This is a genomic window from Microbispora amethystogenes (assembly GCF_016863015.1).
Classification (GTDB): Bacteria; Actinomycetota; Actinomycetes; order Streptosporangiales; family Streptosporangiaceae; genus Microbispora; species Microbispora amethystogenes.
Window position 1 is genome coordinate 40,638 of sequence record NZ_BOOB01000010.1, and the last position, 22,186, is coordinate 62,823.

The 22,186-nt window shown below is 71.0% G+C and carries 17 protein-coding genes; 10 read left to right on the top strand and 7 right to left on the bottom strand.

Annotation, left to right across the window (positions count from 1 at the left end; all coding sequences use genetic code 11):
- Nucleotides 1-123: 123 nt before the first annotated feature.
- The 3 genes from Mam01_RS07880 (at nt 124) to Mam01_RS36425 (ending at nt 6,199) form a co-directional block, all read left to right on the top strand.
- A complete protein-coding gene (locus Mam01_RS07880) occupies nt 124-4,338 on the top strand; it encodes a HAMP domain-containing protein (protein WP_204284740.1) in 4,215 nt (1,404 codons plus the stop codon).
- 3 nt (nt 4,339-4,341) lie between these two features.
- Entirely contained in the window at nt 4,342-4,974 is a 633-nt protein-coding gene (locus Mam01_RS07885; RefSeq protein ID WP_204284741.1) for a response regulator, read from the top strand.
- Between the two features lie 100 nt (nt 4,975-5,074).
- Complete coding sequence (locus tag Mam01_RS36425) at nt 5,075-6,199, top strand: MerR family transcriptional regulator (protein ID WP_239101127.1); 1,125 nt, start codon at nt 5,075-5,077, stop codon at nt 6,197-6,199.
- Between the two features lie 242 nt (nt 6,200-6,441).
- Here Mam01_RS36425 and Mam01_RS36430 read toward each other — a convergent pair whose 3' ends face one another.
- Both Mam01_RS36430 and Mam01_RS07905 read right to left on the bottom strand, forming a co-directional pair.
- A complete protein-coding gene (locus Mam01_RS36430; protein ID WP_239101128.1) occupies nt 6,442-8,697 on the bottom strand; it encodes an NYN domain-containing protein in 2,256 nt (751 codons plus the stop codon).
- 228 nt (nt 8,698-8,925) lie between these two features.
- On the bottom strand, nt 8,926-11,991 hold the full coding sequence (locus Mam01_RS07905; protein ID WP_204284742.1) for an RNA polymerase sigma factor: 3,066 nt from the start codon (nt 11,989-11,991) through the stop codon (nt 8,926-8,928).
- Nucleotides 11,992-12,132: 141 nt separating this feature from the next.
- Between Mam01_RS07905 and Mam01_RS07910 the strand changes: the two genes are divergently transcribed.
- Nucleotides 12,133-12,675 carry an orotate phosphoribosyltransferase gene (locus Mam01_RS07910; protein WP_204284743.1) on the top strand — a complete coding sequence of 181 codons (543 nt, stop codon included), beginning with the start codon at nt 12,133-12,135 and terminating at the stop codon, nt 12,673-12,675.
- Here the strand turns inward: Mam01_RS07910 and Mam01_RS07915 are convergent.
- On the bottom strand, nt 12,647-13,093 hold the full coding sequence (locus Mam01_RS07915) for a hypothetical protein (RefSeq protein WP_204284744.1): 447 nt from the start codon (nt 13,091-13,093) through the stop codon (nt 12,647-12,649). The genes Mam01_RS07910 and Mam01_RS07915 overlap by 29 nt on opposite strands.
- A gap of 78 nt (nt 13,094-13,171) precedes the next feature.
- Nucleotides 13,172-13,876 carry a DedA family protein gene (locus tag Mam01_RS07920; protein ID WP_225311455.1) on the bottom strand — a complete coding sequence of 235 codons (705 nt, stop codon included), beginning with the start codon at nt 13,874-13,876 and terminating at the stop codon, nt 13,172-13,174.
- Between the two features lie 177 nt (nt 13,877-14,053).
- On the opposite strand from Mam01_RS07920, the gene fbaA reads away from it, so the two are divergent.
- The 4 genes from fbaA (at nt 14,054) to Mam01_RS07940 (ending at nt 18,046) form a co-directional block, all read left to right on the top strand.
- Entirely contained in the window at nt 14,054-15,076 is a 1,023-nt protein-coding gene (gene fbaA / locus Mam01_RS07925; protein WP_150933871.1) for a class II fructose-bisphosphate aldolase, read from the top strand.
- Nucleotides 15,077-15,177: 101 nt separating this feature from the next.
- Nucleotides 15,178-15,600, top strand: coding sequence for a DUF3151 domain-containing protein (locus Mam01_RS07930; protein ID WP_204284745.1), 423 nt, complete (start codon nt 15,178-15,180; stop codon nt 15,598-15,600).
- Between the two features lie 160 nt (nt 15,601-15,760).
- Nucleotides 15,761-17,044 (top strand): adenylosuccinate synthase, encoded by a 1,284-nt coding sequence (locus Mam01_RS07935; protein WP_150933869.1) that lies wholly within the window; start codon nt 15,761-15,763, stop codon nt 17,042-17,044.
- Nucleotides 17,045-17,116: 72 nt separating this feature from the next.
- The gene (locus tag Mam01_RS07940; RefSeq protein ID WP_204284746.1) at nt 17,117-18,046 is read left to right on the top strand and encodes a glycerophosphodiester phosphodiesterase family protein; all 930 of its coding nucleotides are present in this window, start codon (nt 17,117-17,119) and stop codon (nt 18,044-18,046) included.
- Nucleotides 18,047-18,224: 178 nt separating this feature from the next.
- On the opposite strand, the gene Mam01_RS07945 is transcribed toward Mam01_RS07940, so the two are convergent.
- Complete coding sequence (locus Mam01_RS07945) at nt 18,225-18,428, bottom strand: ferredoxin (protein ID WP_204284747.1); 204 nt, start codon at nt 18,426-18,428, stop codon at nt 18,225-18,227.
- Between the two features lie 21 nt (nt 18,429-18,449).
- Nucleotides 18,450-19,646: a cytochrome P450 gene (locus Mam01_RS07950; RefSeq protein ID WP_204284748.1), complete on the bottom strand. Its 1,197-nt coding sequence runs from the start codon at nt 19,644-19,646 to the stop codon at nt 18,450-18,452.
- Nucleotides 19,647-19,822: 176 nt separating this feature from the next.
- Here Mam01_RS07950 and Mam01_RS07955 point away from each other — a divergent pair, with 176 nt between their 5' ends.
- Entirely contained in the window at nt 19,823-20,407 is a 585-nt protein-coding gene (locus tag Mam01_RS07955) for a TetR/AcrR family transcriptional regulator (RefSeq protein ID WP_204284749.1), read from the top strand.
- 74 nt (nt 20,408-20,481) lie between these two features.
- Nucleotides 20,482-20,856: a nuclear transport factor 2 family protein gene (locus Mam01_RS07960; protein WP_204284750.1), complete on the top strand. Its 375-nt coding sequence runs from the start codon at nt 20,482-20,484 to the stop codon at nt 20,854-20,856.
- A gap of 18 nt (nt 20,857-20,874) precedes the next feature.
- On the opposite strand, the gene Mam01_RS07965 is transcribed toward Mam01_RS07960, so the two are convergent.
- Complete coding sequence (locus Mam01_RS07965) at nt 20,875-21,993, bottom strand: magnesium and cobalt transport protein CorA (RefSeq protein WP_204284751.1); 1,119 nt, start codon at nt 21,991-21,993, stop codon at nt 20,875-20,877.
- Nucleotides 21,994-22,186 lie beyond the last annotated feature (193 nt).

Below are 22,186 nucleotides of genomic sequence, written 5' to 3' on the forward strand. Positions count from 1 at the left end.
GTCAGGCAAGGGGGCCCCGCACTCCACGGAACGTGACAGACTGGCATGGAGTCCACGGCTGGACAAGGCCGTACTGGCCGCTGCCTTGGTCGCGTCAGCCCCGATCGGGGTAAAGGAGGCTAGATGTCGCCCGCCAACGTCGAACTGGCCGGGACCGAACGGACCTACACCGAATCCGATCTCGTTCCCTTTCTGGAAACCCTCATCACCTGGCGGGACGGCGACTTCCGCCGACGCGTCTCCCACGCCCCCGCGGGGATCCTCAGCGAGATCAGGCTGCTGCTCAACGAGGTGGCGGACAGGCGTGAGCACCTCGCCAACGAGCTGGCCCGGGTGCGCCGCGAGGTCGTCAAGGAGGGCCGGTTCACCGAGCGGCTGAGCCCGGGACCGGGCGTGGGCGCCTGGGCGGAGAGCGTGGGCTCGGTCAACGACCTGATCGACGCGATCGTCACCCCGGTCAGCGGCGCCGCCGACGTCATCGACGCGGTGGCCAAGGGCGACCTGTCCCGCCGGATCGACGTGGACCGCGCGGCCCGGGGCGAGGTGCGGCGGCTCGGCAAGGCCATCAACGGCATGGTCGACCAGCTCTCGCTGTTCACCTCGGAGGTGACCCGGGTCACCCGCGACCTCGGCACCGAGGGCCGGCTGGGCGGCCGGGCCAACCTGCGCGGCATGTCGGGAAGCTGGCGCGACCTCACCGAGGCCGTCAACACGATGTCCGACCGCGTCTCCGCGCAGGTGCGCGACATCGCCGAGGTGACGACCGCGGTGGCCAAGGGCGACCTGAGCCGCAAGGTCACCGTCGACGCCGTCGGCGAGATGCTGGAGCTCAAGCACACCGTCAACACGATGGTCGACCAGCTCTCGGCGTTCGCCGAGGAGGTCACCCGGGTCGCCCGCGAGGTCGGCACCGAGGGCATTCTGGGCGGCCAGGCGCAGGTGCGCGGCGTCTCGGGGACGTGGAAGGACCTCACCGACAACGTCAACTTCATGGCGAACAACCTGACCTCGCAGGTCCGGCAGATCGCCGTGGTGTCCACCGCCGTCGCGAAGGGCGACCTGTCCAAGAAGATCACCGTGGACGCCCAGGGCGAGATCCTGGAGCTCAAGGAGACCCTGAACACGATGGTCGACCAGCTCTCGGCCTTCGCCGACGAGGTCACCCGGGTCGCCCGCGAGGTCGGCACCGAGGGCAAGCTGGGCGGCCGCGCCGAGGTGAAGGGCGTGTCGGGCGTCTGGAAGGACCTCACCGACAACGTCAACTCGATGGCCAGGAACCTCACCTACCAGGTGCGCAACATCGCCCAGGTGACCACGGCCGTCGCCAACGGCGACTTCACCCGGAAGATCGACGTCGACGCCCAGGGCGAGATGCTCGAACTCAAGAGCACCATGAACACGATGGTCGACCAGCTGTCGTCCTTCGCCTCGGAGGTGACCCGCGTCGCCCGCGAGGTCGGCACCGAGGGACGCCTCGGCGGCCAGGCGCAGGTGCGCGGCGTGTCGGGCAACTGGAAGGACCTCACCGACAACGTCAACTTCATGGCGAACAACCTGACGTCCCAGATCCGTCAGATCGCCGTCGTGTCCACCGCCGTCGCCCAGGGCAACCTGTCGAAGAAGATCACCGTGGACGCCCAGGGCGAGATCCTGGAGCTCAAGGACACGATGAACACGATGGTCGACCAGCTCTCGGCGTTCGCCGCCGAGGTGACCCGCGTCGCCCGCGAGGTCGGCACCGAGGGACGCCTCGGCGGCCAGGCCCGGGTGCCGGGCGTCTCCGGCGTCTGGAAGGACCTCACCGACAACGTCAACTCGATGGCCAACAACTTCACCTACCAGGTGCGCAACATCGCCCAGGTGACCACGGCCGTCGCCAACGGCGACCTGACCCGCAAGATCGACGTCGACGCCCAGGGCGAGATCCTCCAGCTCAAGAGCACCATGAACACCATGGTCGACCAGCTGTCGTCCTTCGCCTCGGAGGTGACCCGCGTCGCCCGCGAGGTCGGCTCGGAGGGCCAGCTCGGCGGCCAGGCGCGTGTCGAGGGCGTCGAGGGCACCTGGAAGCGGCTCACCGAGAGCGTGAACGAGCTGGCCGGCAACCTCACCACGCAGGTCCGCGCGATCGCCGAGGTGACCAGCGCCGTCGCCAGGGGCGACCTCACCCGGTCGATCACCGTGGAGGCCCCCGGCGAGCTGGCCCAGCTCAAGGACAACATCAACACGATGGTGTCCACCCTGCGCCAGACCACCAAGACCAACCAGGAGCAGGACTGGCTCAAGTCCAACCTGGCCCGCATCTCCCGCCTCATGCAGGGCCACCGCGACCTCATGGAGGTCGCGCGGCTGATCATGAGCGAGCTCACCCCGCTCGTGTCGGCCGGTCACGGCGCCTGCTATCTGTACGACGACGGCCGGCTCAACCTCATCGCCGGGTACGGCATCCAGCCGGGGTCCTCCCCCAAGCCGCGCTTCGAGCTGGGCGAGGGGATCATCGGCCAGGCCGCCCTGGAGGCCAAGCAGATCATCCTGGAGAACGTGCCGGCCGACTCGATCACGATCGAGACCGGGCTCAGCCGGTCGCACCCGGCGCAGATCGTCGTGCTGCCGATCCTGTTCGAGAACAAGGTGCTCGGCGTCCTGGAGATGGCCTCGTTCACCCAGTTCAGCCAGGTGCACGTGGCGTTCCTCACGCAGCTCGTCGAGACCATCGGCGTCACCATCAACACGATCATGGCGAACTCCCGGACCGAGGCGCTGCTGACCGAGTCGCAGCGGCTCGCCATCGAGCTGCAGGAGCGCTCCGACGAGCTGCAGCGCCAGCAGGAGGAGCTGCGCCGGTCCAACGCCGAGCTGGAGGACAAGGCGGCGCTGCTGGCCAAGCAGAACCGGGCCATCGAGATCCAGAACTTCCAGATCGAGCAGGCCCGGCGGACGCTGGAGGAGCGCGCCGAGCAGCTCGCGGTGTCGTCCCGCTACAAGTCCGAGTTCCTGGCGAACATGTCCCACGAGCTGCGCACCCCGCTGAACAGCCTGCTCGTGCTCGCCAAGCTGCTCACGGAGAACGCCGAGGGCAACCTGACGCCGCAGCAGGTCGAGTTCGCCCGCACCATCCACGACGCGGGCTCGGCGCTGCTCCAGCTCATCAACGACATCCTCGACCTGTCCAAGGTCGAGGCGGGCCGCATGGACATCCACCCGCAGGCCATGTCGGTGGCCGCGCTGGTCGAGTACATGGAGGCGACGTTCGCCCCGCTCGCGCGGGACAAGGGGCTCTCCTTCACCGTCGACGTCGACCCCTCGGTGCCCGGCGACGTCAGCAGCGACGAGCAGCGCCTGCAGCAGGTGCTGCGCAACCTGCTGTCCAACGCGGTGAAGTTCACCCACGAGGGCGAGGTCAGCCTGAAGGTGACCCGCGCGACCGCCGACGTGCCGTACGTGGACGAGAAGCTGCAGGGCGCGCGGGACATGCTCGCCTTCAAGGTCGTCGACACCGGCATCGGCATCGCGCCGGACAAGCTCGAAGTGATCTTCGAGCAGTTCCGGCAGGCCGACGGCACGACCAGCCGCAAGTACGGCGGCACCGGCCTCGGCCTGTCGATCTGCCGGGAGATCGCCCGCCTCCTCGGCGGCGAGATCCACGTCCAGAGCACGCCCGGGGCGGGCAGCACCTTCACGCTCTATCTGCCGCCGAGCTACTCCGGCCCGCTCGCCGCGTCCGACGGCGGTGCGATCACCTCGCTGGCGTCCGTGGACGGACCCGAGGTGGACGTGCCCGAGCTGCACATCAAGGAGATCCTCCCGGAGATCCCGCTGCCGACCGACCCGCCCATGGCGCAGCTCACCCCGATCCCCGACGGCCACGTCCACGACTGGCAGGGCGACGACCCGCTGTCCGGAGCCAAGATCCTCATCGTGGACGACGACATCCGCAACGTCTTCGCGCTGACCAGCGTGCTGGAACGGCACGGCTCGACCGTCGTCTACGCCGAGAACGGCCGTGAGGGCATCGAACAGCTCGAACGCAACGAGGACGTCGCGCTCGTCCTGATGGACATCATGATGCCCGAGATGGACGGCTGGGCGACGACCTCGGCGATCAGGAAGATGCCGCAGTTCGCCGATCTCCCGATCATCGCGCTGACGGCGAAGGTCATGCGGGGCGACCGGGAGAAGAGCATCGCGTCGGGCGCGTCCGACTACGTGCCGAAGCCGGTCGACGTGGACCGGCTGCTCGAACGACTGCGCGGATGGCTCATGCGCGGGCGGAACGTGGGCACAGAACGGACGAGGGGCGTGCCGGCCCCCGAGTCCCGCGACTCCCAGGAGGCATGATCGATGCCTGACCGCGCCAGGGTCCTGCTGGTCGACGACCGCGAGGAGAACCTGATCGCCCTCGAGGCGATCCTGAGTTCGCTGGACGTCGTGCCCGTACGGGCGCGCTCCGGCGAGGAGGCGCTGAAGGCTCTCCTGTCGAGTGACTTCGCCCTCATCCTGCTCGACGTGCGCATGCCCGGCATGGACGGCTTCGAGACGGCCGCGCACATCAAGCGCAGAGAGCGCACCAGGAACATCCCGATCATCTTCCTGACCGTGGTCGACAGCGCGCCCGACTACGCCTTCCGCGGGTACGCCGCCGGAGCGGTCGACTATCTCACCAAGCCGTTCGACCCCTGGGTGCTGCGCGCGAAGGTCTCCGTGTTCGTGGAGCTCTACGCCATGAACCGGCGCCTCACCGAGCAGGCGGCGCTGCTGCGCGAGCGGCTGGCCGGCGAACTGCCCGGGGGCGGCGGGACCGACCTGACGTCCGTCCTGGCCGAGCTGGCCAAGCGGCTGGCCGCCGTCGAGGACGACCTACGCCGGGTGCGGGAACTGGCCGGCGAGCCGGACGACTCACCGCTGAGCGGCGCGATCTCCGACCTGGGCGAGCGGGTCGCCCACCTGCGGGCCGGCTTCGACGCCCTCGGCTGAGGCTCGACGCCCTCGGCTGAGACATCGCCTCATCCCCGCCGGACCGGACCTCCTCCGCCGGGTTGCGTCTCCCCCAGGGGGAGACGGAAGGGTGGGAGGCATGGACGGCGACACGTTGTGTTCGATCGGCGAACTGGCGGCGCGAACCGGGCTGACGATCAAGGCCATCCGGTTCTACTCCGACCGCGGGATCGTGCCGCCCACCGACCGAAGCCCGGCCGGCCACCGCCGCTACGGCCCTGACGCCGTGGCCCGCCTGCACCTCGTACGCACACTGCGCGACCTGGGGATCGACCTTCCCACGATCAGGAGGGTCCTCGACCGGGACGCCACGCTGACCGAGGTCGCGGCGGCGCACGCCGAGGCGCTGGCGGTGCAGATCCGCGTGCTGCGATTGCGGCACGCGGTGGCGCTCGCGGTGGCCAGGCGCGGCTCCACCCCTGAGGAGACGGATCTTATGCACAGACTCGCCCGGCTCACCGAAGACGAACGACGGCGGCTGATCGACGACTTCCTCGACGCCGCCTTCGGCGAACTGGACGCCGACCTGACCGGGATCAGACGCACGATGACCCCCGAACTCCCCGACGACCCCGAACCCGAGCAGGTCGAGGCCTGGGTCCAACTCGCCGAGCTGTCCGCCGACCCGACCTTCCGGGCCGCCCTCAGGCGCATCGCCGAACAGCTCATAGCCGACCGCACAGCCGCCACCGCCCCAGGTCCAGACACCGCCCTGCATCGGGACACCGCCCCACGTCCAGACACCGCCCCACGACCAGAGGCCGGACCACATCGGGGCACCGCCACACGTCCAGACACCGCCCTGCATCGGGACACCGCCCCACGTCCAGATACCGCCCCACGACCAGAGGCCGGACCGCATCGGGGCACCGCCACACGTCGGGGCACCGTCCCACGTCCGGACGCCGTCGCGATCGTCCGCGACCAGGTCGCCCCCGCGCTTGCGGCGGGCGTCGATCCCGCCTCGTCCGGCGCCGGACCATACCTCGCCGCGATCACCGCACGGTATGCCGCGACCCTGCGCCACCCGGACGACGCGGCCCTGCGACGCCGATTGCTCACGCTGCTGGAAACCGCGAACGACCCGCGCCGCCAGACCTACTCCCGGCTGCTCGCGGTGGTCAACGGCTGGCCGCCCCCGGACGACCCGACACCCGCCCTCACCTGGTGCGTCCGGGCCCTGCGCACCCGGACTCCGGGCTAGCGGGGATTCCTCGAACCTCGGCCGGGCCGGTCACTGCGCCGGAAGGAACCCCCGGTCCTCCTTTGGCCAGGTTGGTCACTGCGCCCGAAGAACCCCCGGACCTCCCCTGGCCAAGTCGGTCACTGCGCCGGAAGGAACCTCCGGTCCTCGCGAAGCCCGCTTCGCTGGGCCTTCGCTGCGGTCCTCGGTCCCTTCCGCTCCGCTCCCTCCACCCCGGTGATCGTTGGCGCTCACGGGGCCGGCTAGCGGCGGGCCCGCTCCAGGGCGTCCCAGAAGCCGCGCCGCAGCGCGTGCCGGACCTCGTCGTGGAGGAGGAAGTCGATCGGGAGCGACGACCCCTGCAGAAGCCTGGCCTCCAGGTCGGACGGCATGCGGGGCTTCCGGGCGAGCACCGCCTCCAGCCAGAGCGCGGGAGCGTCCCTGGCCACGGACTCGCCGAAGTCGTGGCCCTCCTTGTGCGCGGCCTGCACCGCCTCGGCCAACGTTGTGGTGCCTCCGGGCTGCATCGGCACCGGCGCTGGCTGTGGGCCGGTGTACGGCCCGAGCTGGGAGGGCGAGTAACCGCCGGGACCGGAGGAGTACTGGGTGTGCAACGGCGTCGTCGGTGGCGCCTGACCTGCGGGTGGCGACGGCGGAGGGGGCGCCGGTGGAGCCGGCAGCGGCATGGACGGGGGCGGCATCGATGAGGGCGGTGAAGCCGGGCGCTGCTGCGACTGGCTGAGCGACTGCTGGGCTTCCGGCGGATAGCCGTTGTAGACCGGTGGAGACGGCTGCGCCGGAAGCGCCGGGCGGGCATGCCCGGAAGATCGGCCGCCACCGTGGGCCCCGGAGTGGGCGGCGGAGTGGGTCCCGGAGTGAGCCCCAGAGCCGTGCGCGCCCGAACCCTGCGTTCCCGAGCTGTGGGTCTCCGAACCGTGGGTTCCCGAACCGTGGGTTCCCGAACCGTGGCCCCCTGAACCGTGGGTCTCAGAGCTGTGCGTCTCTGAGCCTCGCGTGCCCGAACCGTGAGCACCCGAACCGTGAGCACCCGAACCGTGAGCGCCGGAACCGAACGCACCTGCGTCCTGCGCACCGGAACCATGCGCGCTCGACCCGTGCGCACCAGAACCATGTGCGCTCGACCCATGTGCGCTCGACCCATGCGCACTCGAACCATGTACACCGGATCCGAGGCTGCCCGACATGTGACCGCCCGACATGTGACCGCCGGACGAGTGACCGTCCGACATGTGGCCGCCTGACCCCGTGGTGCCTGACGCGTGAGCGCCGGACGCATGGCTGCCGGACGAGTGGGCGCCCGTGCTGTGTGCCCCGCCGCCGAGCGACCCGCCCAGTGACGATCCTCCATGCGACGCCGAACCGAGCGATCCCGGATCATGCGAACCGGCACCATGCGAAGTGGCGCTGTGCGAACCGGTGCCGTGCGAACCGGTGCCGTGCGAACCGGTGCCGTGCGAACCGGTGCCGTGCGAACCGGCACCATGTGAACCGGCGCTGTGGGAGCCAGAGGCGTGTGACCCCGAGCCGTGCGACCCACCGCTCTGTGCCGGCCCACCGCTTTGTGCCAGCCCATCGGACGCCGGCGCACCTGATGCCGGAAGACCCGGCGTGGAAGCGTCTGACGACGAGGTGCCCGGCGTCGAGGCGTCGTGTGTGCCCGGATCACGTGAGCCGGAGCCGTGCGCATCCGGACCGCTCAGGCCCGAGCCGTACGAGGCGCTGTCGTGCCCGCCGGAGGCGGGAAGGCCTGCGGTGTGCGAGCCGAGGATGTAGCCGGCCTGCGACTGCGACCCCTGCGAGCGCGGCCCGTTCGGCGGCGAACCGTGCAGGTGGGAGCCGTTGACCTGGGTGCCGGCGGGCAGCGAGCCGTTCGCGTGGGCGACGACGCCGTTGCCGTGGTGCTGGCCGTTGCCCGCCGTGAGCTGGTGCTGCCCGTTGCCGATGTTCTGGCCCGCGTCCGCCGCGGTCGAGAGCGCGACGTACGGCCGCAGGTGCGCGCCCGCGATCTCCACGAGGTCGTCGCACTCCTGGCGCAGGGTGCGCGCGGCGGACCAGGCGCCGTCCGCGGCCAGTTGCATGACCGTCACGCGGATGCCGAGGTCCTGCGCGTCGCTCACCACCTGGGTGAGATCCTCGTCACCGCTGACCACGACCGCGTCGCAGACGGCGTTGTTGCGGGCCAGGGTCATCAGGTCTCGGTGGACCTGCGCGTCCACGCCCTCGCGGCGGCCCGGACGGATGCGTCCGAGGCGGAGCTTGAGACCGGGAATGTCGGCCAGCACGTCGTGCTCGGGCGTCCGGCGGCCCTCGACGGTCGCCTCGTACCAGTAGCAGCGCAGCAACGGCAGGCCGGTGCGCTCGCGCGACAGGTTCGTCAGGAACCGCAGCAGCCCGGGATAGTCCCAGGAGACGGCCTCGCGATGGCGGGTCCCATGGACGGCCATCGCGCCGTCTGCCAGCAAGTAGCCGGCGTCAACGAACAGCGCGCAGCGATCCACGCGACACCGCCCTTCCTACGTGGCTCTCTCAGGGTAGTCAAGCGTGTGTTCCCGCGAGGGTGATTCCCGGCGATTCAGCCCTCGCCCCCTAATGGGAGATCGGGACATCCGCGGCCCCTGGAATCGGAAGCGTTCACGCCGACCGTACCAGTTTGTCCAGGTATTACCTGCCACTCATTCGTTATCGGTCACCTTCGGGAAAAGCTCCCCTCGAAGAGGCGGAATATGTCAGGACCACGTCCTCGCGCTCACGACCGCGACCCCGAAGAAGGCCGGCTCGCGCCTGGTGGCGAGACGCAGCGTGGGGCGGCGCCCTAGCAGCGTGTGGAGTGAGTCCACCGCGACGCCGCCGGTGGTGTCCGCCGCGAGGACACCCGCGTCCCGCCGGTCCTCGCCACGACCCCGGCCGCGGTCGGTGGCGATCCCGGCCCTGACCCCCTCGGCGTTCCACACCATCAGGTCGATCCGCGCCGGGGCGCCGCCGGGAGCCAGGCCGTCGAGGGGGATCCGCAGCGCCTCCTCCTCGACCCCGACGACGGCCGCGGCGTCCAGCACCACCACCCGCGTGTACGGCTGCCGCTCGTCCACGGCCAGCACCACCAGGCCCCAGGCGGCGTGGCGAACCGTCCCCGTACGCGCCGGGGCCGCCCCGGCGACCCACCAGCGGCCCCCGCCCGCGGCGCGGACCAGGGACGTGACGTCGGCGAACGCCTGGTAGCCGGGTCCCGTCGGCAGATTCCGCCGCGCGATCTCGGCCGCGCGCACGGTGACGTACGCCGGGCTGCCCGGCGCCCGCACCCGGACGTCGCCGGTGGGATGCGCCCGCCTGCCGTCCGCCGACCAGTAGAGCCCGGCCCACAGCACCCGGCCGGCCCTGGGCAGAGCGAGATCGGCGCAACTCGACGTCGGCGTCGAGTCGTCCGCGTCGAGGTCGACGGGCACGCTGACGCCCGCGCCACCACCGGGAGCGGCGGAGGCGACGGCGCCGCAGGGGACGGGCGGCGCGGCGGTGCTCACGAGCGCGTTGCCGACGACCCGCGTCACGAGACGGCCGTCGGCGGCGAACCGGGCCGCGACACCCGACCCGCGTACTCCCGCCGTCGATCGCGCGGTGGCCTCCGTCCGCCCCGAGCGGACCCGGACCGTGAACGCCCTCCCCGTGGGCGCGTCCGCGGCCACGGCCACCTTCAGGAAGAGCGCGGTCACCTCCCCGGCCGCCAGCGGCTCGCGGGCACACCGCACGACCCGGCCCTCCGCCGTGCAGGTCCACCCGTCCCCCGTGCCGCCGCCCTCCGTATCGCCGTCCTCCCTATCGCCGCGCCCCGTCCCGCCGCTACCCGTGCCACCGCTCCCCGTGCCACCGTCCTCCGTATCACTGCCACCGTCTTTCGCTCTCCCGTCTTTCGTACGCCCGTCTTTCGCGCGCCCGTCCTGATGCGCGCGGGAAGGTACGCCGACCTGCCCGTATCGGCTCCGGGCCACGAACCTGACTCCCGGCGGGAGCGTCACGGTCGCGACGACCTCGTCCTTCCCTGCCGCCTTCTTCCCCTCCGCGTTCTCCCCCTCTGTGGGTGCGCCGCCCGCGTTGCGCAGCCGTACGGCGACGAGGCCCGGCTGCCCGCGCAGCAGGGCGCCGAGCGGGTCGATGGCGACGACCGGCCCGGCCGCGCCGGGGTGCGGGGTACGCGCGGCGTGCCGCTTCCCGCTCTCGCCGCCGGGCCGGGTGCGCCGTCCGGCGTGATCCTGGGCGGCGTGATCCCGGACGTCGGCGCGGGTCTGCCCGGGAACCCGCTGACGCACCTCCTGGCGGGTGGGGAACTGCTGGTGCGCCTCCCAGTTGCCCTGTTCGCGGTTCGTCTCGTACGGCGCACGAGGAACCTGCCGGCGCACCCGCTGCCGTTCCGGGGCCGAGGAGCGGCCCTCCTGTGCGCTGTTCTCCTGTGCGGGGGCGTGCCCCGCGTTCACCCGGACGTCGGAGGAGTGCCGGGGAGCCGGAGGCCACCCGGCGTGCCCTCGGCGGTCAGGCGGCGGCGGGACCGGGTCGTCCGGCCGGGCCGGCTCCGGCATCGCGGCCGTCCCGGCCGGTGTCACGGGGCTGACCGGCTCGTCCGGCGCCGCTCCCCGCGCGAGAGCCGGGCCGGGAGTGCCTGTGCCGGGCGTGCCAGGTGTGCCGGTGGCGGGTCCCTGCCGGTCCGGGGCTCCTCCCGGCTCGCCCGTCCGGTTCGGTGATCCCGAGATGCTCACCGGAAGCACGCCCGCCGGTTCGGCGACGAGCAGGAAGGCCACCGTCGCCAGGCCGGCCACAGCGATGCCGCCCAGCACCGCGCGGTACGGCGCCGGCACGCTTCGCACGAGGGCCGGCAACCGCGTGAGGGGCGTCCGCACCCGGTCGCCGGTGGCGCCGAGCGTCGCGACCGCGCCCGTCCAGGCGCTTCGCACGGAGACCCCGGCTCTGTCGTAGGCGGCCCGCAGGCCGGCCAGGGGGCTGCCGCCCACCCGGGCGCCCGACCTGGCCTTACCGCCGGAGGCCTGCTCGTGCCGCCTGTGCGCGGCGAGGTCCGCGAGGTACTCGTCCACGGCCGGCCCCGCGACAAGCTGGCCGACAACGTCCCGCAGCCCCTGCGTGAGGTCCACCATCTCCAGGAAGACCGACCGGCAGTCGATGCACTCGGCGACGTGCCCGTCGACCTCGGCGGCCTCCTGCTTCGGCAGCCCGTTCTCCATGTAACGCAGGATCGTGATGAGGATCGGCCGGCACTCCTCGCGCGGACCGCCGTCCAGGCGCAGCCGCACGTACGCCTCCCGCAGCGCGCGGCGGGCCCTCCCGGTGAGCTCGACGGTCGCCCGTCCCGAGAGCCCGAGCAGCGGGCCCGCCTCCGCCGGATCGGCTCCCTCGATCTCCACGTGCCACAGCGCCATGCGCCAGCGCTCCGGCAGCGAGAGATAGGCGCGGGCGAGCGGCGCGCGTTCGAGCCCCTTCAGCTCGGGGTCCACGTAGAGGGAGTCGCCGTCGGCCAGGTCGACCGCCCCGGTGGCGGCGTACCGGCGCAGCGACGCCAGCAGGTAGGGCCGGAAGGCGGAGGCGGGGCCGCCACCGCGCCGCACCAGCTCCAGCACCCTCGCGAAGATCTCCACGAGGAGGTTCTCGACCGCCTCCTCACTCTGCGTGAGCTGCCGGGCCAGGGACCGGGCGGCGGCGGAGTGGCGCCGGTAGAGCGTTCCGTACGCCGCCGTGTCGCCTCCCCGGACGGCTTCGAGCAGCTCCACGTCGGTAAGCCGGACTTGTCTACGCATTGCGACCTCGCGATTACGATGAGTTGCATCGCCAATCATTCCGCAGTCCGCGTCCTGGCTAAACCGCAGCCGGGTCTTTACTCTGCGTAGCCATCGGCCCCTGCGAACCGTCCCGCCGGGCCGGCCGTACGCTGAGGTTCCATGAGTGACCGCGAGAAGCTGCTGGACGAGATCAAGAACAAGGGCATCGTGCACGGGCGGGTCGTGCTGTCCTCGGGCAAGGAGGCCGACTGGTACGTCGACCTGCGCCGCATCACCCTCGACGGCGTGGCGGCGCCTCTGGTGGGGCGGGTCATGCTGGATCTCACCGAGGATCTCGGCTACGAGGCGGTCGGCGGCCTGACGCTGGGCGCGGACCCTGTGGCAACGGCGATGCTGCACGCGGCGGCGGCCCGGGGCCGCGCGCTCGACGCGTTCGTCGTCCGCAAGGCGGGCAAGGCCCACGGCCTGCAGCGCAGGATCGAGGGCCCGGACGTCGCCGGGCGCCGGGTGCTCGCCGTGGAGGACACCACCACGACCGGCGGGTCGGTGCTCACCGCCGTGGAGGCGCTGCGCGAGGCGGGCGCGGAGGTCGTGGGCATCGCGACGATCGTGCACCGGGGCGGCGACGAGGCGCTGGCGGCGACCGGGGTGCCGTACCGCTCCGCCTACACGCTCACGGACCTGGGGATCGCGTCACACTGAACGCCTGCCGCTCGCCGGGCGGCCCGGGGGACCTGGCGGTGCCGTTCGCGAAGACCTCGACCGTGCTCGCGTCGTCCAGGACGACGTCGAGCTCGGGGTCGAAGTAGGACGCCTGCTCGCCCCGGGCCAGGTCCCGGTCGACCAGCACGTCGCCGCCCGGCACCCGGACGAACACCGGGCACCGGTCGGCCTGGCACACCACCCGTACGGTGGGAACGGGGGGCGGGGACGTCGCCGTGGAGGACCGGGCCGCCGGGGGCGGGGACGCGACGGCCGGAGTGCGCCCGGACTCCCCTGATCCGAACGTGGAGAACAGCGCCCTGCCGCCGATCACGATCACGGCGAGCAGCAGCACGACCGCCAGGCCGACGAGTGCCAGCCTCGCGATTCCGAGGGGATCAGACCTGTGGCGTCCCACAACCCGGAGAGTAGCGGTTGTGCGGGAAATTCATTGCTGAGCTGTCATTTATCGTCGGGCACGCGTCATCGGCTCTCGTCAGACGCCGGGGTGGTTCCGCTGCTCCACGCCGGCGTGGTGGCGGCCCTTCGGCACGACGACGGCGGCCCGGCGGCTCTTGATCACTTCACGCACGATGGGGATGATCGACAGGAGGACGACGACGAAGACGCCGGGAAGGATGTACTTGTCGATGCCGTCGACCTTCTTGCCGAGAAAATAGCCGAGCAGCAGCAGCGCCTCGACCCAGACGACGCCGCCGACGACGTTCCAGACGAAGAACCGGCGCGCGTCCATCTCCAGGACACCGGCCACGGGATTCATGAAGGTGCGGACGATCGGCATGAACCGCGCGACGACCACCGCCTTCGCCGGGCCGAACTTCTCGAAGTAGTGCTCCGCCTTCTCGACGTGCTCTCTCTTGAACAGCCGGGAGTCCGGCTTGTCGAACATCCTCCGGCCGACTTTCGCGCCCAGGAAATGACCCAGCTGCGCCCCCGCGATCGCGGCCAGCGGTGCGCCGATCAGCAGGGTCGGCAGCGACAGCGGCGCGATCCCGAAGCCCTGGGCCGCCGCGGCCGTACTGAAAATTCCAGCGGTCACGAGCAGCGAGTCGCCGGGCAGGAAGAACCCGACGAGCAGCCCCGTCTCCGCGAACACGATGGCGATGACGCCGATCGTGGCGAAGGCGCCGAGCATGCCCAGCCACCACTTCGGGTCAAGAAGGTCCAAGAGCACGTCCACGGCCCGAGCCTACCTGTCCGGGATGAGACGAGACTGAGAAGCGACAACGGCTGTGGAAAACCCGAGTCGCGGAATGACCGCGGCTTTCGGCGGCCTCCACCCGGCCCGGCTTTCCGGATCGGCCCGGCCTTCGGGATACTGGCCACGCCGCATACCGTCAGAAGGAGATGACTTCGCATGCCTATCGCGACTCCAGAGGTCTACGCCGAGATGTTCGACCGCGCCAAAGCGGGCGGCTTCGCGTACCCGGCGATCAACGTGACCTCGTCGCAGACCCTGCACGCCGCGCTGCGCGGCTTCGCGGAGGCGGAGAGCGACGGGATCATCCAGGTGTCGACCGGAGGGGCTGAGTTCCTGTCCGGCACCACCGTGAAGGACATGGTCACCGGGTCGGTGGCGTTCGCCGAGTTCGCCCGTGTTGTCGCCGAGAAGTACCCGGTGACGGTCGGCCTGCACACCGACCACTGCCCCAAGGACAAGCTGGGCTCTTTCGTCCGCCCGCTGCTGGACATCTCCGCCGAGCGCGTCGCGCGCGGCCAGGACCCGCTGTTCCAGTCGCACATGTGGGACGGCTCCGCCGTGCCGCTGGACGAGAACCTCCAGATCGCCAGCGAGCTGCTGGACAAGACCGCCGCCGCCAAGGTGATCCTCGAGATCGAGATCGGCGTCGTCGGCGGCGAGGAGGACGGCGTCGTCGGCGAGATCAACGAGAAGCTCTACACCACGCCCGAGGACGCGCTGGCCGTCGCCGAGACCCTCGGCCTGGGCGAGCGGGGCCGCTACATCGTGGCCGCCACCTTCGGCAACGTGCACGGCGTCTACAAGCCGGGCCACGTCAAGCTCCGCCCGAGCGTGCTCAAGGAGATCCAGGAGGCCGTCGGCGCGAAGTACGGCAAGGAGAAGCCCTTCGCCCTCGTCTTCCACGGCGGCTCCGGCTCGGCCATGGAGGAGATCCACGAGTCGATCTCGTACGGCGTGGTGAAGATGAACATCGACACCGACACGCAGTACGCCTTCACCCGCCCGATCGTGGACCACATGTTCCGCAACTACGACGGCGTGCTGAAGATCGACGGCGAGGTCGGCAACAAGAAGGCCTACGACCCGCGCGCGTACGGCAAGCTCGCCGAGGGCGGCATGGCGCAGCGCATCGTCGAGGCCTGCCAGCACCTCAAGTCCGCGGGCACCAAGCTCAAGTAGCGGGCGGATCGGTGGGAACGGAAGATCATTCTCGTATCGATCTTCCGTTCCCACCGGCCGGACCATACCCCTTGGGGTGTTCGGCAGGTAGAACTGTCCCCATGGAAACGCACGAGAACCTCCTCGCCGGCCCGCCGCCCACCCTGCTGCCGGACAACGCCGAGGCGCGGCAGATGCTCGAGTCGGGCGCCAAGGCGGCCGACGTGGCCGCGCGCTTCCCCGCCTACCCGGCGGCCTGGGGCGCGCTCGCCGACGACTACTTCGCCTCGGGCCACGCCGTCACCTCGTACGCGTTCGCCCGCACGGGCTACCACCGGGGTCTCGACCAGCTTCGCCGCGCGGGCTGGAAGGGCCACGGCCCGATCCCGTGGGAGCACGAGCCGAACCAGGGGTTCCTGCGCTGCCTGAACGCCCTGGCCAGGGCCGCCCAGGCGATCGGCGAGAAGGACGAGGCCGAGCGCTGCGCCCAGTTCCTGCGCGACAGCAGCACGGCCGCCGCGGAGGCGCTCGCGACCGCCTCCTGACGAGCTCCCCGCACGATTCGGGCACACAGTGGCATCCGGGGCCGTCTCGCGAGTTAAGACGCCGTTCACCGCCGGCGCGGCCCTCGGGTAGTCTCTGTGTGCAAGAGGCCCCTGCCGCGCTTGCGCCAGGGGCTTTCGTCGTGGTTCGGGAGATTTGACCATGCCGGCTGTCGTTCTCGTTGGTGCCCAGTGGGGCGATGAGGGCAAGGGGAAGGCCACCGACCTGCTCGGTGGTGACGTCGATTACGTCGTCCGTTACCAGGGCGGCAACAACGCGGGTCACACCGTGGTCATCGGCGACCAGAAGTACGCCCTGCACCTGCTGCCGACCGGGGTGCTGTCGCCGGACGTCGTTCCGGTGATCGGCAACGGGGTGGTCGTCGACCCGGGCGTCCTGCTCTCCGAGATCGACGGGCTGGCCGAGCGCGGCATCTCCTGCGAGCGGCTGCTGATCTCCGCCGGCGCGCACCTGATCATGCCCCAGCACAAGGCGATCGACAAGGTCAGCGAGCGTTTCCTCGGCAAGGCCAAGATCGGCACGACCGGCCGCGGCATCGGCCCGGCGTACGGCGACAAGATCTACCGCATGGGCATCCGGGTGCAGGACCTGCTCGACCCGGGCATCCTCGGCAAGAAGATCGAGGCCGCGGTGGGCGAGAAGAACCAGGTCCTCACCAAGATCTACAACCGCAGGGGCCTCGACCCGGCGAAGGTGCTGGAGGAGTACCTCGGCTACGCCGAGCGGCTGCGCCCGCACATCGCCGACACCTCGCTGGTGCTCTCGCGGGCGCTCGACCAGGGCAAGGTCGTGCTGCTCGAAGGCGGGCAGGGCACGCTGCTCGACATCGACCACGGCACCTATCCCTTCGTGACCTCCAGCTCCCCCACCTCGGGCGGCGCCTGCGCCGGCTCCGGCATCCCGCCGACCCGGCTGACCAGGATCATCGGCATCCTCAAGGCGTACACCACGCGGGTGGGCTCCGGGCCGTTCCCGACCGAGCTGCTGGACGAGCAGGGCGAGTGGCTGCGCCAGACGGGCGGCGAGTACGGCGTGACCACCGGCCGCGACCGCCGCTGCGGCTGGTTCGACGCGGTCATCGCGCGCTACGCCACCCGGATCAACGGCGTGACCGACTTCTTCCTGACCAAGCTCGACGTGCTGTCCGGGCTGGAGCGCATCCCGGTCTGCGTGGGGTACGACGTCGACGGCACGCGCCACGACGAGATCCCCATGACGCAGACCGAGTTCCACCACGCCACGCCGGTCTACGAGGAGCTGCCCGGCTGGCAGGAGGACATCACCAGCGCCAAGACGTTCGAGGACCTGCCGCCGAACGCGCAGGCGTACGTCAGGGCGCTGGAGGAGATGAGCGGCGCCCCGATCTCGGCCATCGGCGTGGGCCCCGGCCGCACCCAGACCATCCAGATTCGCCCGCTGATCTGATGGTTCGTGGCGTACGCGCCCGAACCGGGGGATCACCCGCGCCGCCCCGGCGGGGCGGTAGGGTACGCCGCTGTGCACGGATACGTTGAGCTGCACGGGCACCGTGGAGCGCGGGGGCTGAGGCCCGAGAACACGCTGCCCGGCCTGGCCTTCGCGCTGGAGCTCGGGGTCGACGCCCTCGAGTTCGACGTCGCCATGTCGGCCGACGGGCAGCTCGTGCTCACCCACGACCTGCACGTCTCCCCGGTGACCAGCGCGGACACCGGCATGGCCACGCCGGGGGACGAGATGTTCCCGTACGTCGGCAAGCCGATCATCGCGCTCACGCTGCCGCAACTGCGGACCCTCGACGTCGGCGTACGGCTGCCGCAGCGGCCGGACGACCGCTTCGCGCTCACGCAGGTGCCGCTGCCGGACACCCGGATGCCCACGCTCGGCGCGGTGCTCGGCCTGATCGGCGCCCTCGGCGCGGACGACGTGCGGCTGAACGTGGAGCTCAAGTCGGATCCCACCCGTCCCGGCCTGTGCCCGGACCCGCGGCGGTTCGTGACGCAGGTCGTCGACGAGCTCGACCGGCACGACCGGCTCTCCAGGTCGGCCCTGCTCAGCTTCGACTGGCGGCTCCTGGAGATCGCCCGGCCGCTGGTCGAGCGGCGGTACGCCCTCGTGGAGCGCGACACGATGACGCCGGAGTGGATGAACGGCATCCGCCTCGGCGAGGTGGGCGGCGACCTCGCGGCGGCCGCCGCCGCGGTGGGCGCGACGACCCTGTCCCCCGACCGGGTGCTCGTCGACGAGACGCTGATGGCGGGGGCGGCGCGGCACGGCCTGCCCGTCGTGGTGTGGACGGTGAACGAGCCCGACGAGGCGGCCCGGCTCATGGACCTGGGCGTGGCCGGCGTCGTCACCGACTACCCCGACCGCATGCGCCGGTTGTGGAAGGCACGCGGGCTGCCGCTGCCCCGGCCGGTCAGCCCGTTGCGCCCCGTGGGAGCGCCCTGACCCTGTTGTGAGAAGACACTGTTGTGAGAAGACATGGGAAGAGCCCCGCCGGCAGACGGGGCTCCAGGGTCACCCACAAGAATGGCTTTCACAGCCACTTATCAGACAACCCCATCGCAGGGTGCGCGTCAAGTAGCTGAGCGTCACAACGTCCCGCGTGTCGCGCCGGGCCGCTCCCTCACTCCTCGATCGAGTCGAGCGAGAGGGCGCCGGACGGGCAGAGCTGGACGGCTCTGCGCACCGCCGCCGCCCGTTCGGCCGGCGGCTCGGGGTCGAGAACCTCGACCGTCCCGTCATCCTCGCTCTGGTCGAAGACCTCGGGCAGCGTGAGGGCGCACATCCCCGCCCCGACGCACCGTCCGGTATCCGCCTTGATCTTCATCGTTTCCTCCCGCGCATCGCCTCACCAGAGCACCGGCAGGCGGCGTACCCCGTAGACCGCCGAGGTGGCCCGCATCGGCACCTCCTCCGGCGGCACGGCCAGGCGCAGACCGGGGAACCGGCGCAGCAGGGCCGGATAGGCGATCCGCATCTCGACGCGGGCGAGCTGCTGGCCCAGGCACTGATGGATGCCGTGGCCGAAGCTCAGGTGGCCCTGGGCCGACCGGGTCACGTCGAGCGTGTCGCCGCCCTCGAACCGCTCGGGGTCCCGGTTGGCCGCGCCCAGGGACAGGGTCACCGTCTCCCCGGCCCTGATCAGGGTACCGCCGATCTCCACGTCCTCCAGAGCCGTCCGGGTGGGCCCGATGTGCAGGATGCTGAGGTAGCGCAACAGCTCCTCCACCGCGTTCTCGACCGCGTCCGGGTCGTCCCGGACGACGGCGAGCTGCCGGGGGTTCGTCAGCAGCGCGAAGGTGCCGAGGCCGAGCATGTTCGCCGTCGTCTCGTGGCCCGCGATGAGCAGCAGCAGGCCCATGCCGGCGATCTCGGCGTCCGTCAGCTCCTCGGAGGCGGCCAGGCCGCTCAGCATGTCGTCGCCCGGGTCCTTCCTCTTGGCGGCGACGAGCTCGCTCAGGTAGGCGAGCAGGTCGTACATGGCCGTCCGGATCTCGTCGGTCGACGCCTCCAGATCGAGGATCACCGACGAGTCGTGCTGGAACTTCTCCCTGTCCTCGTACGGCACGCCGAGCATCTCGCAGATGACCAGCGACGGGATGGGCAGCGCGAAGGACCGGACGAGGTCGGCGGGGGCGCCCTCGCGCTCCATGGCGTCGAGGCGGCTCTGGGTGATGTCGTGGATGCGCGGTTCGAGCTGCTTCATCCGCCGTACGGTGAACTGCCCCGTCAGCAGCCGCCGGTACCGGGTGTGGTCGGGAGGATCCATCTGCAGGAAGAATCCCGGCGGCAGGGGGTCCCGCCGGAGCTCCACCCGCTGGGGAAGCGCCGAGTGCATCAGTTCGGGCCGGGTGCTGAAGCGGGCGTCGGCGAGGATGGCGCGGGACTCGGCATAACCGGTCGCCAGCCAGCCCTCGTGCCCGTCCCCGTACGTCATCCGCTGGAGCGGCGCCTCGGCGCGGCGGCGCGCCAGCTCGTCCGGCGGGTCGAACGTACGCTCACGCGCGAGGGGAAAAGTGGACAACCGGGGTGTCGCCTCTGTCATGACACGCTCCTGCGGAAGTGGAAACGGTCGATGTGCGCGAGCGGCCCGCTCTCCCTCACTCAACAACATCATCTGACATATCGCAATGACGATTGCGTACAGTTAATTCCGGACCGATCAGTCCTGGACCGATCGGTCCGTAACCGCTACAGTGAGGATCGGCGGAAGGAACGCGAATGGCCCGACGGCAGGCGCCCGGCACGAGGGAACGGATTCTGCGGGTCGCGTCCCGTCTCTTCCAGGAGAACGGGGTGCGGGCCGTCGGCATGCAACAGGTCGTCGAGGAGGTCGGCCTGGGCAAGAGCCTGCTCTACCGGGAGTTCGACGGCAAGGACGACCTCGTCGCCGCCTGGCTGCGCGAGAGCGACGCGGCGTGGTGGGCCGCGGTGGACGCGGCCCTCGCGCCGCACGACGGCGACCCGGCCGGGCAGTTGCTCGCGCTCGTCGAACTGGTGGCCGCCGCGGCCGCCTCACCCGGCTTCCACGGCTGCGTGTTCTACAACACCTCCAGCGAGTTCCGGGACGACGACCACCCGGCCCGCCAGGAGGCGCTCGCCCATCTGCGCAGGATGCGCGGGCGCCTGGAGACGCTGGCGGGGGCGGCCGGGGCCGCTCACCCCGGCGCCCTCGCCGACGAGCTCATGCTGGTCGTCGGCGGGATGTACGCCACGGGCGCGGCCCTCGGCCCGGACGGCCCCGTACGCGCGGGCGTCGCGGCGGCCGGGTCCGCGATCGCCCGGCACTGCGCGACCGGGCACTGAGCGACCGGCACTGCGTGACCGGCACTGAGCGACCGGCGACACGAACGCGACACCCCCAAGGAGGATGACCCGAGTTGACCGAGATATCCCAGACGACCGACGAGACGACCATGACGATCATGCAGCGGTTCAACGACGCGTTCCTCACCCACGACCCGGGCCTGCTCGACGGGCTGATCGCCGAGGACTGCGTCCTGGAGAACTCCGGCCCGCCCCCGAACGGCTCCCGGCACGTGGGACGGCAGGAGTGTCTCGCCTTCTGGTCCGGCATCGCGGCCTCGCGCGAGTCCACCTTCGAGCCGGAGGAGATCTGGACGGCCGGCGACCGCGCCGTCATCCGGTGGACGCTGCGCTGGGGACCCGGCCCGGAGGACCGGGTGCGCGGCGTCAACGTCATGAGGGTCCGGGACGGCCTGATCGTCGAGGGCCTGGGCTACGTGAAGGGCTGACGGGGGAGGAGACGGCGGTCAGAGCCAGCCGTTGCGGCGGAAGGCGCGGTGCAGGAGCGTGCAGGCGACGACCATGACTCCCAGCACCAGCGGGTAGCCGTACACCGCCTTCACCTCGGGCATGTGCTCGAAGTTCATGCCGTAGATGCCCGCGATCATCGTGGGCACCGAGATGATCGCGACCCAGGACGAGATCTTGCGCATGTCCTCGTTGGCGAGCGCGTTCGAGCGCGCCAGCGCGGCCTGCAGGATCGAGTCCGACAGCTCGTTGGAGGCCTGCACCTGCTCGCACACCCGGGAGAGGTGGTCGCCGACGTCGCGGAAGTACTCGCGCATCTCCGACGGGATGCTGCGCCGCTGGGGCAGGGCGTTGAAGGGGGTCTGAAGCGGTCCCACGGCCCGCTTGAGCTCCAGCATCTCCCGCTTGAGCTGGTAGATCCGGTTGATGTCCCGGGAGCTCACCTCGGCGAAGACCGCCGCCTCGACCTCTTCGAGCTCCGCCTGCATCAGGTCGGCGACCTGGAGATACTTGTCCACCACGTGGTCGGCGATGGCGTGCAGCACGCCCGCCGGGCCGCGGCTGATCAGCTTCGCCTTCGACTCCAGCTTCTCGCGGACGTCGCCGAGCGGGCAGTAGCGGCCGTGCCGTACGGTCACCACGAAGTCGGGGCCGACGAAGACCATGATCTCGCCGGTGCCGATGATCTCGCCGCTCGCCGTCGGCACCTCTCCGTCGAGGAAGGCGACGGTCTTGAGCACCACGAACAGCGAGTCGCCGTACCGCTCGACCTTGGGCCGCTGGTGGGCCTTGATGGCGTCCTCGACGGCGAGGGGGTGCAGGCCGAACACCTCGGCGAGCCACTCCACCTCGGGCGCGGCGGGCTCGTGCAGGCCGACCCAGACGTACGCGCCGGGCATCTCGTTGGCCTCGTTGTGCTCGCGGACCATCCGGACGGCCTCGGGGATGCCGTTCGCGGCGACCTTCTTGCCGTCGATGTACGCGCCGAACTCGACGAGGGAGCTGGCCGGCGGCACGCAGCGGACGACGGGGTCCGCGCTCACCTGCGCGGCGCCGAGGTGCGTGGACAGAACCCGGGTGTGCCTGTTGATGCGGGGAAACAGCAGAGTGGAGCGCATGGCGGTCCCTTCCCGCCCGAGCCGGCACGCTCTACGCGCGACGTGATGTCACCCCTTCATGCAGGCGTGAGCTGCCCCTCGGGACTCGTGTCGAAGTGGTCGGGAGTGCGCACGACGTACGTGCGCGAGCACGTACTGACGGGATCACCAGAGTTCATCCCAGACCACCTCCAATCACTACGAGACAGCGCGA

Excerpts from the sequence above, each read along its gene's own strand:
- Mam01_RS07905 (WP_204284742.1), bottom strand. The coding sequence starts at position 11,991 with ATGCGTAGACAAGTCCGGCTTACCGACGTGGAGCTGCTCGAAGCCGTC.
- Mam01_RS07885 (WP_204284741.1), top strand. The coding sequence starts at position 4,342 with ATGCCTGACCGCGCCAGGGTCCTGCTGGTCGACGACCGCGAGGAGAAC.
- fbaA (WP_150933871.1), top strand. The coding sequence starts at position 14,054 with ATGCCTATCGCGACTCCAGAGGTCTACGCCGAGATGTTCGACCGCGCC.
- Mam01_RS36425 (WP_239101127.1), top strand. The coding sequence starts at position 5,075 with ATGGACGGCGACACGTTGTGTTCGATCGGCGAACTGGCGGCGCGAACC.
- Mam01_RS07950 (WP_204284748.1), bottom strand. The coding sequence starts at position 19,646 with ATGACAGAGGCGACACCCCGGTTGTCCACTTTTCCCCTCGCGCGTGAG.
- Mam01_RS07910 (WP_204284743.1), top strand. The coding sequence starts at position 12,133 with ATGAGTGACCGCGAGAAGCTGCTGGACGAGATCAAGAACAAGGGCATC.
- Mam01_RS07945 (WP_204284747.1), bottom strand. The coding sequence starts at position 18,428 with ATGAAGATCAAGGCGGATACCGGACGGTGCGTCGGGGCGGGGATGTGC.
- Mam01_RS07880 (WP_204284740.1), top strand. The coding sequence starts at position 124 with ATGTCGCCCGCCAACGTCGAACTGGCCGGGACCGAACGGACCTACACC.
- Mam01_RS07935 (WP_150933869.1), top strand. The coding sequence starts at position 15,761 with ATGCCGGCTGTCGTTCTCGTTGGTGCCCAGTGGGGCGATGAGGGCAAG.
- Mam01_RS07965 (WP_204284751.1), bottom strand. The coding sequence starts at position 21,993 with ATGCGCTCCACTCTGCTGTTTCCCCGCATCAACAGGCACACCCGGGTT.
- Mam01_RS07930 (WP_204284745.1), top strand. The coding sequence starts at position 15,178 with ATGGAAACGCACGAGAACCTCCTCGCCGGCCCGCCGCCCACCCTGCTG.
- Mam01_RS07955 (WP_204284749.1), top strand. The coding sequence starts at position 19,823 with ATGGCCCGACGGCAGGCGCCCGGCACGAGGGAACGGATTCTGCGGGTC.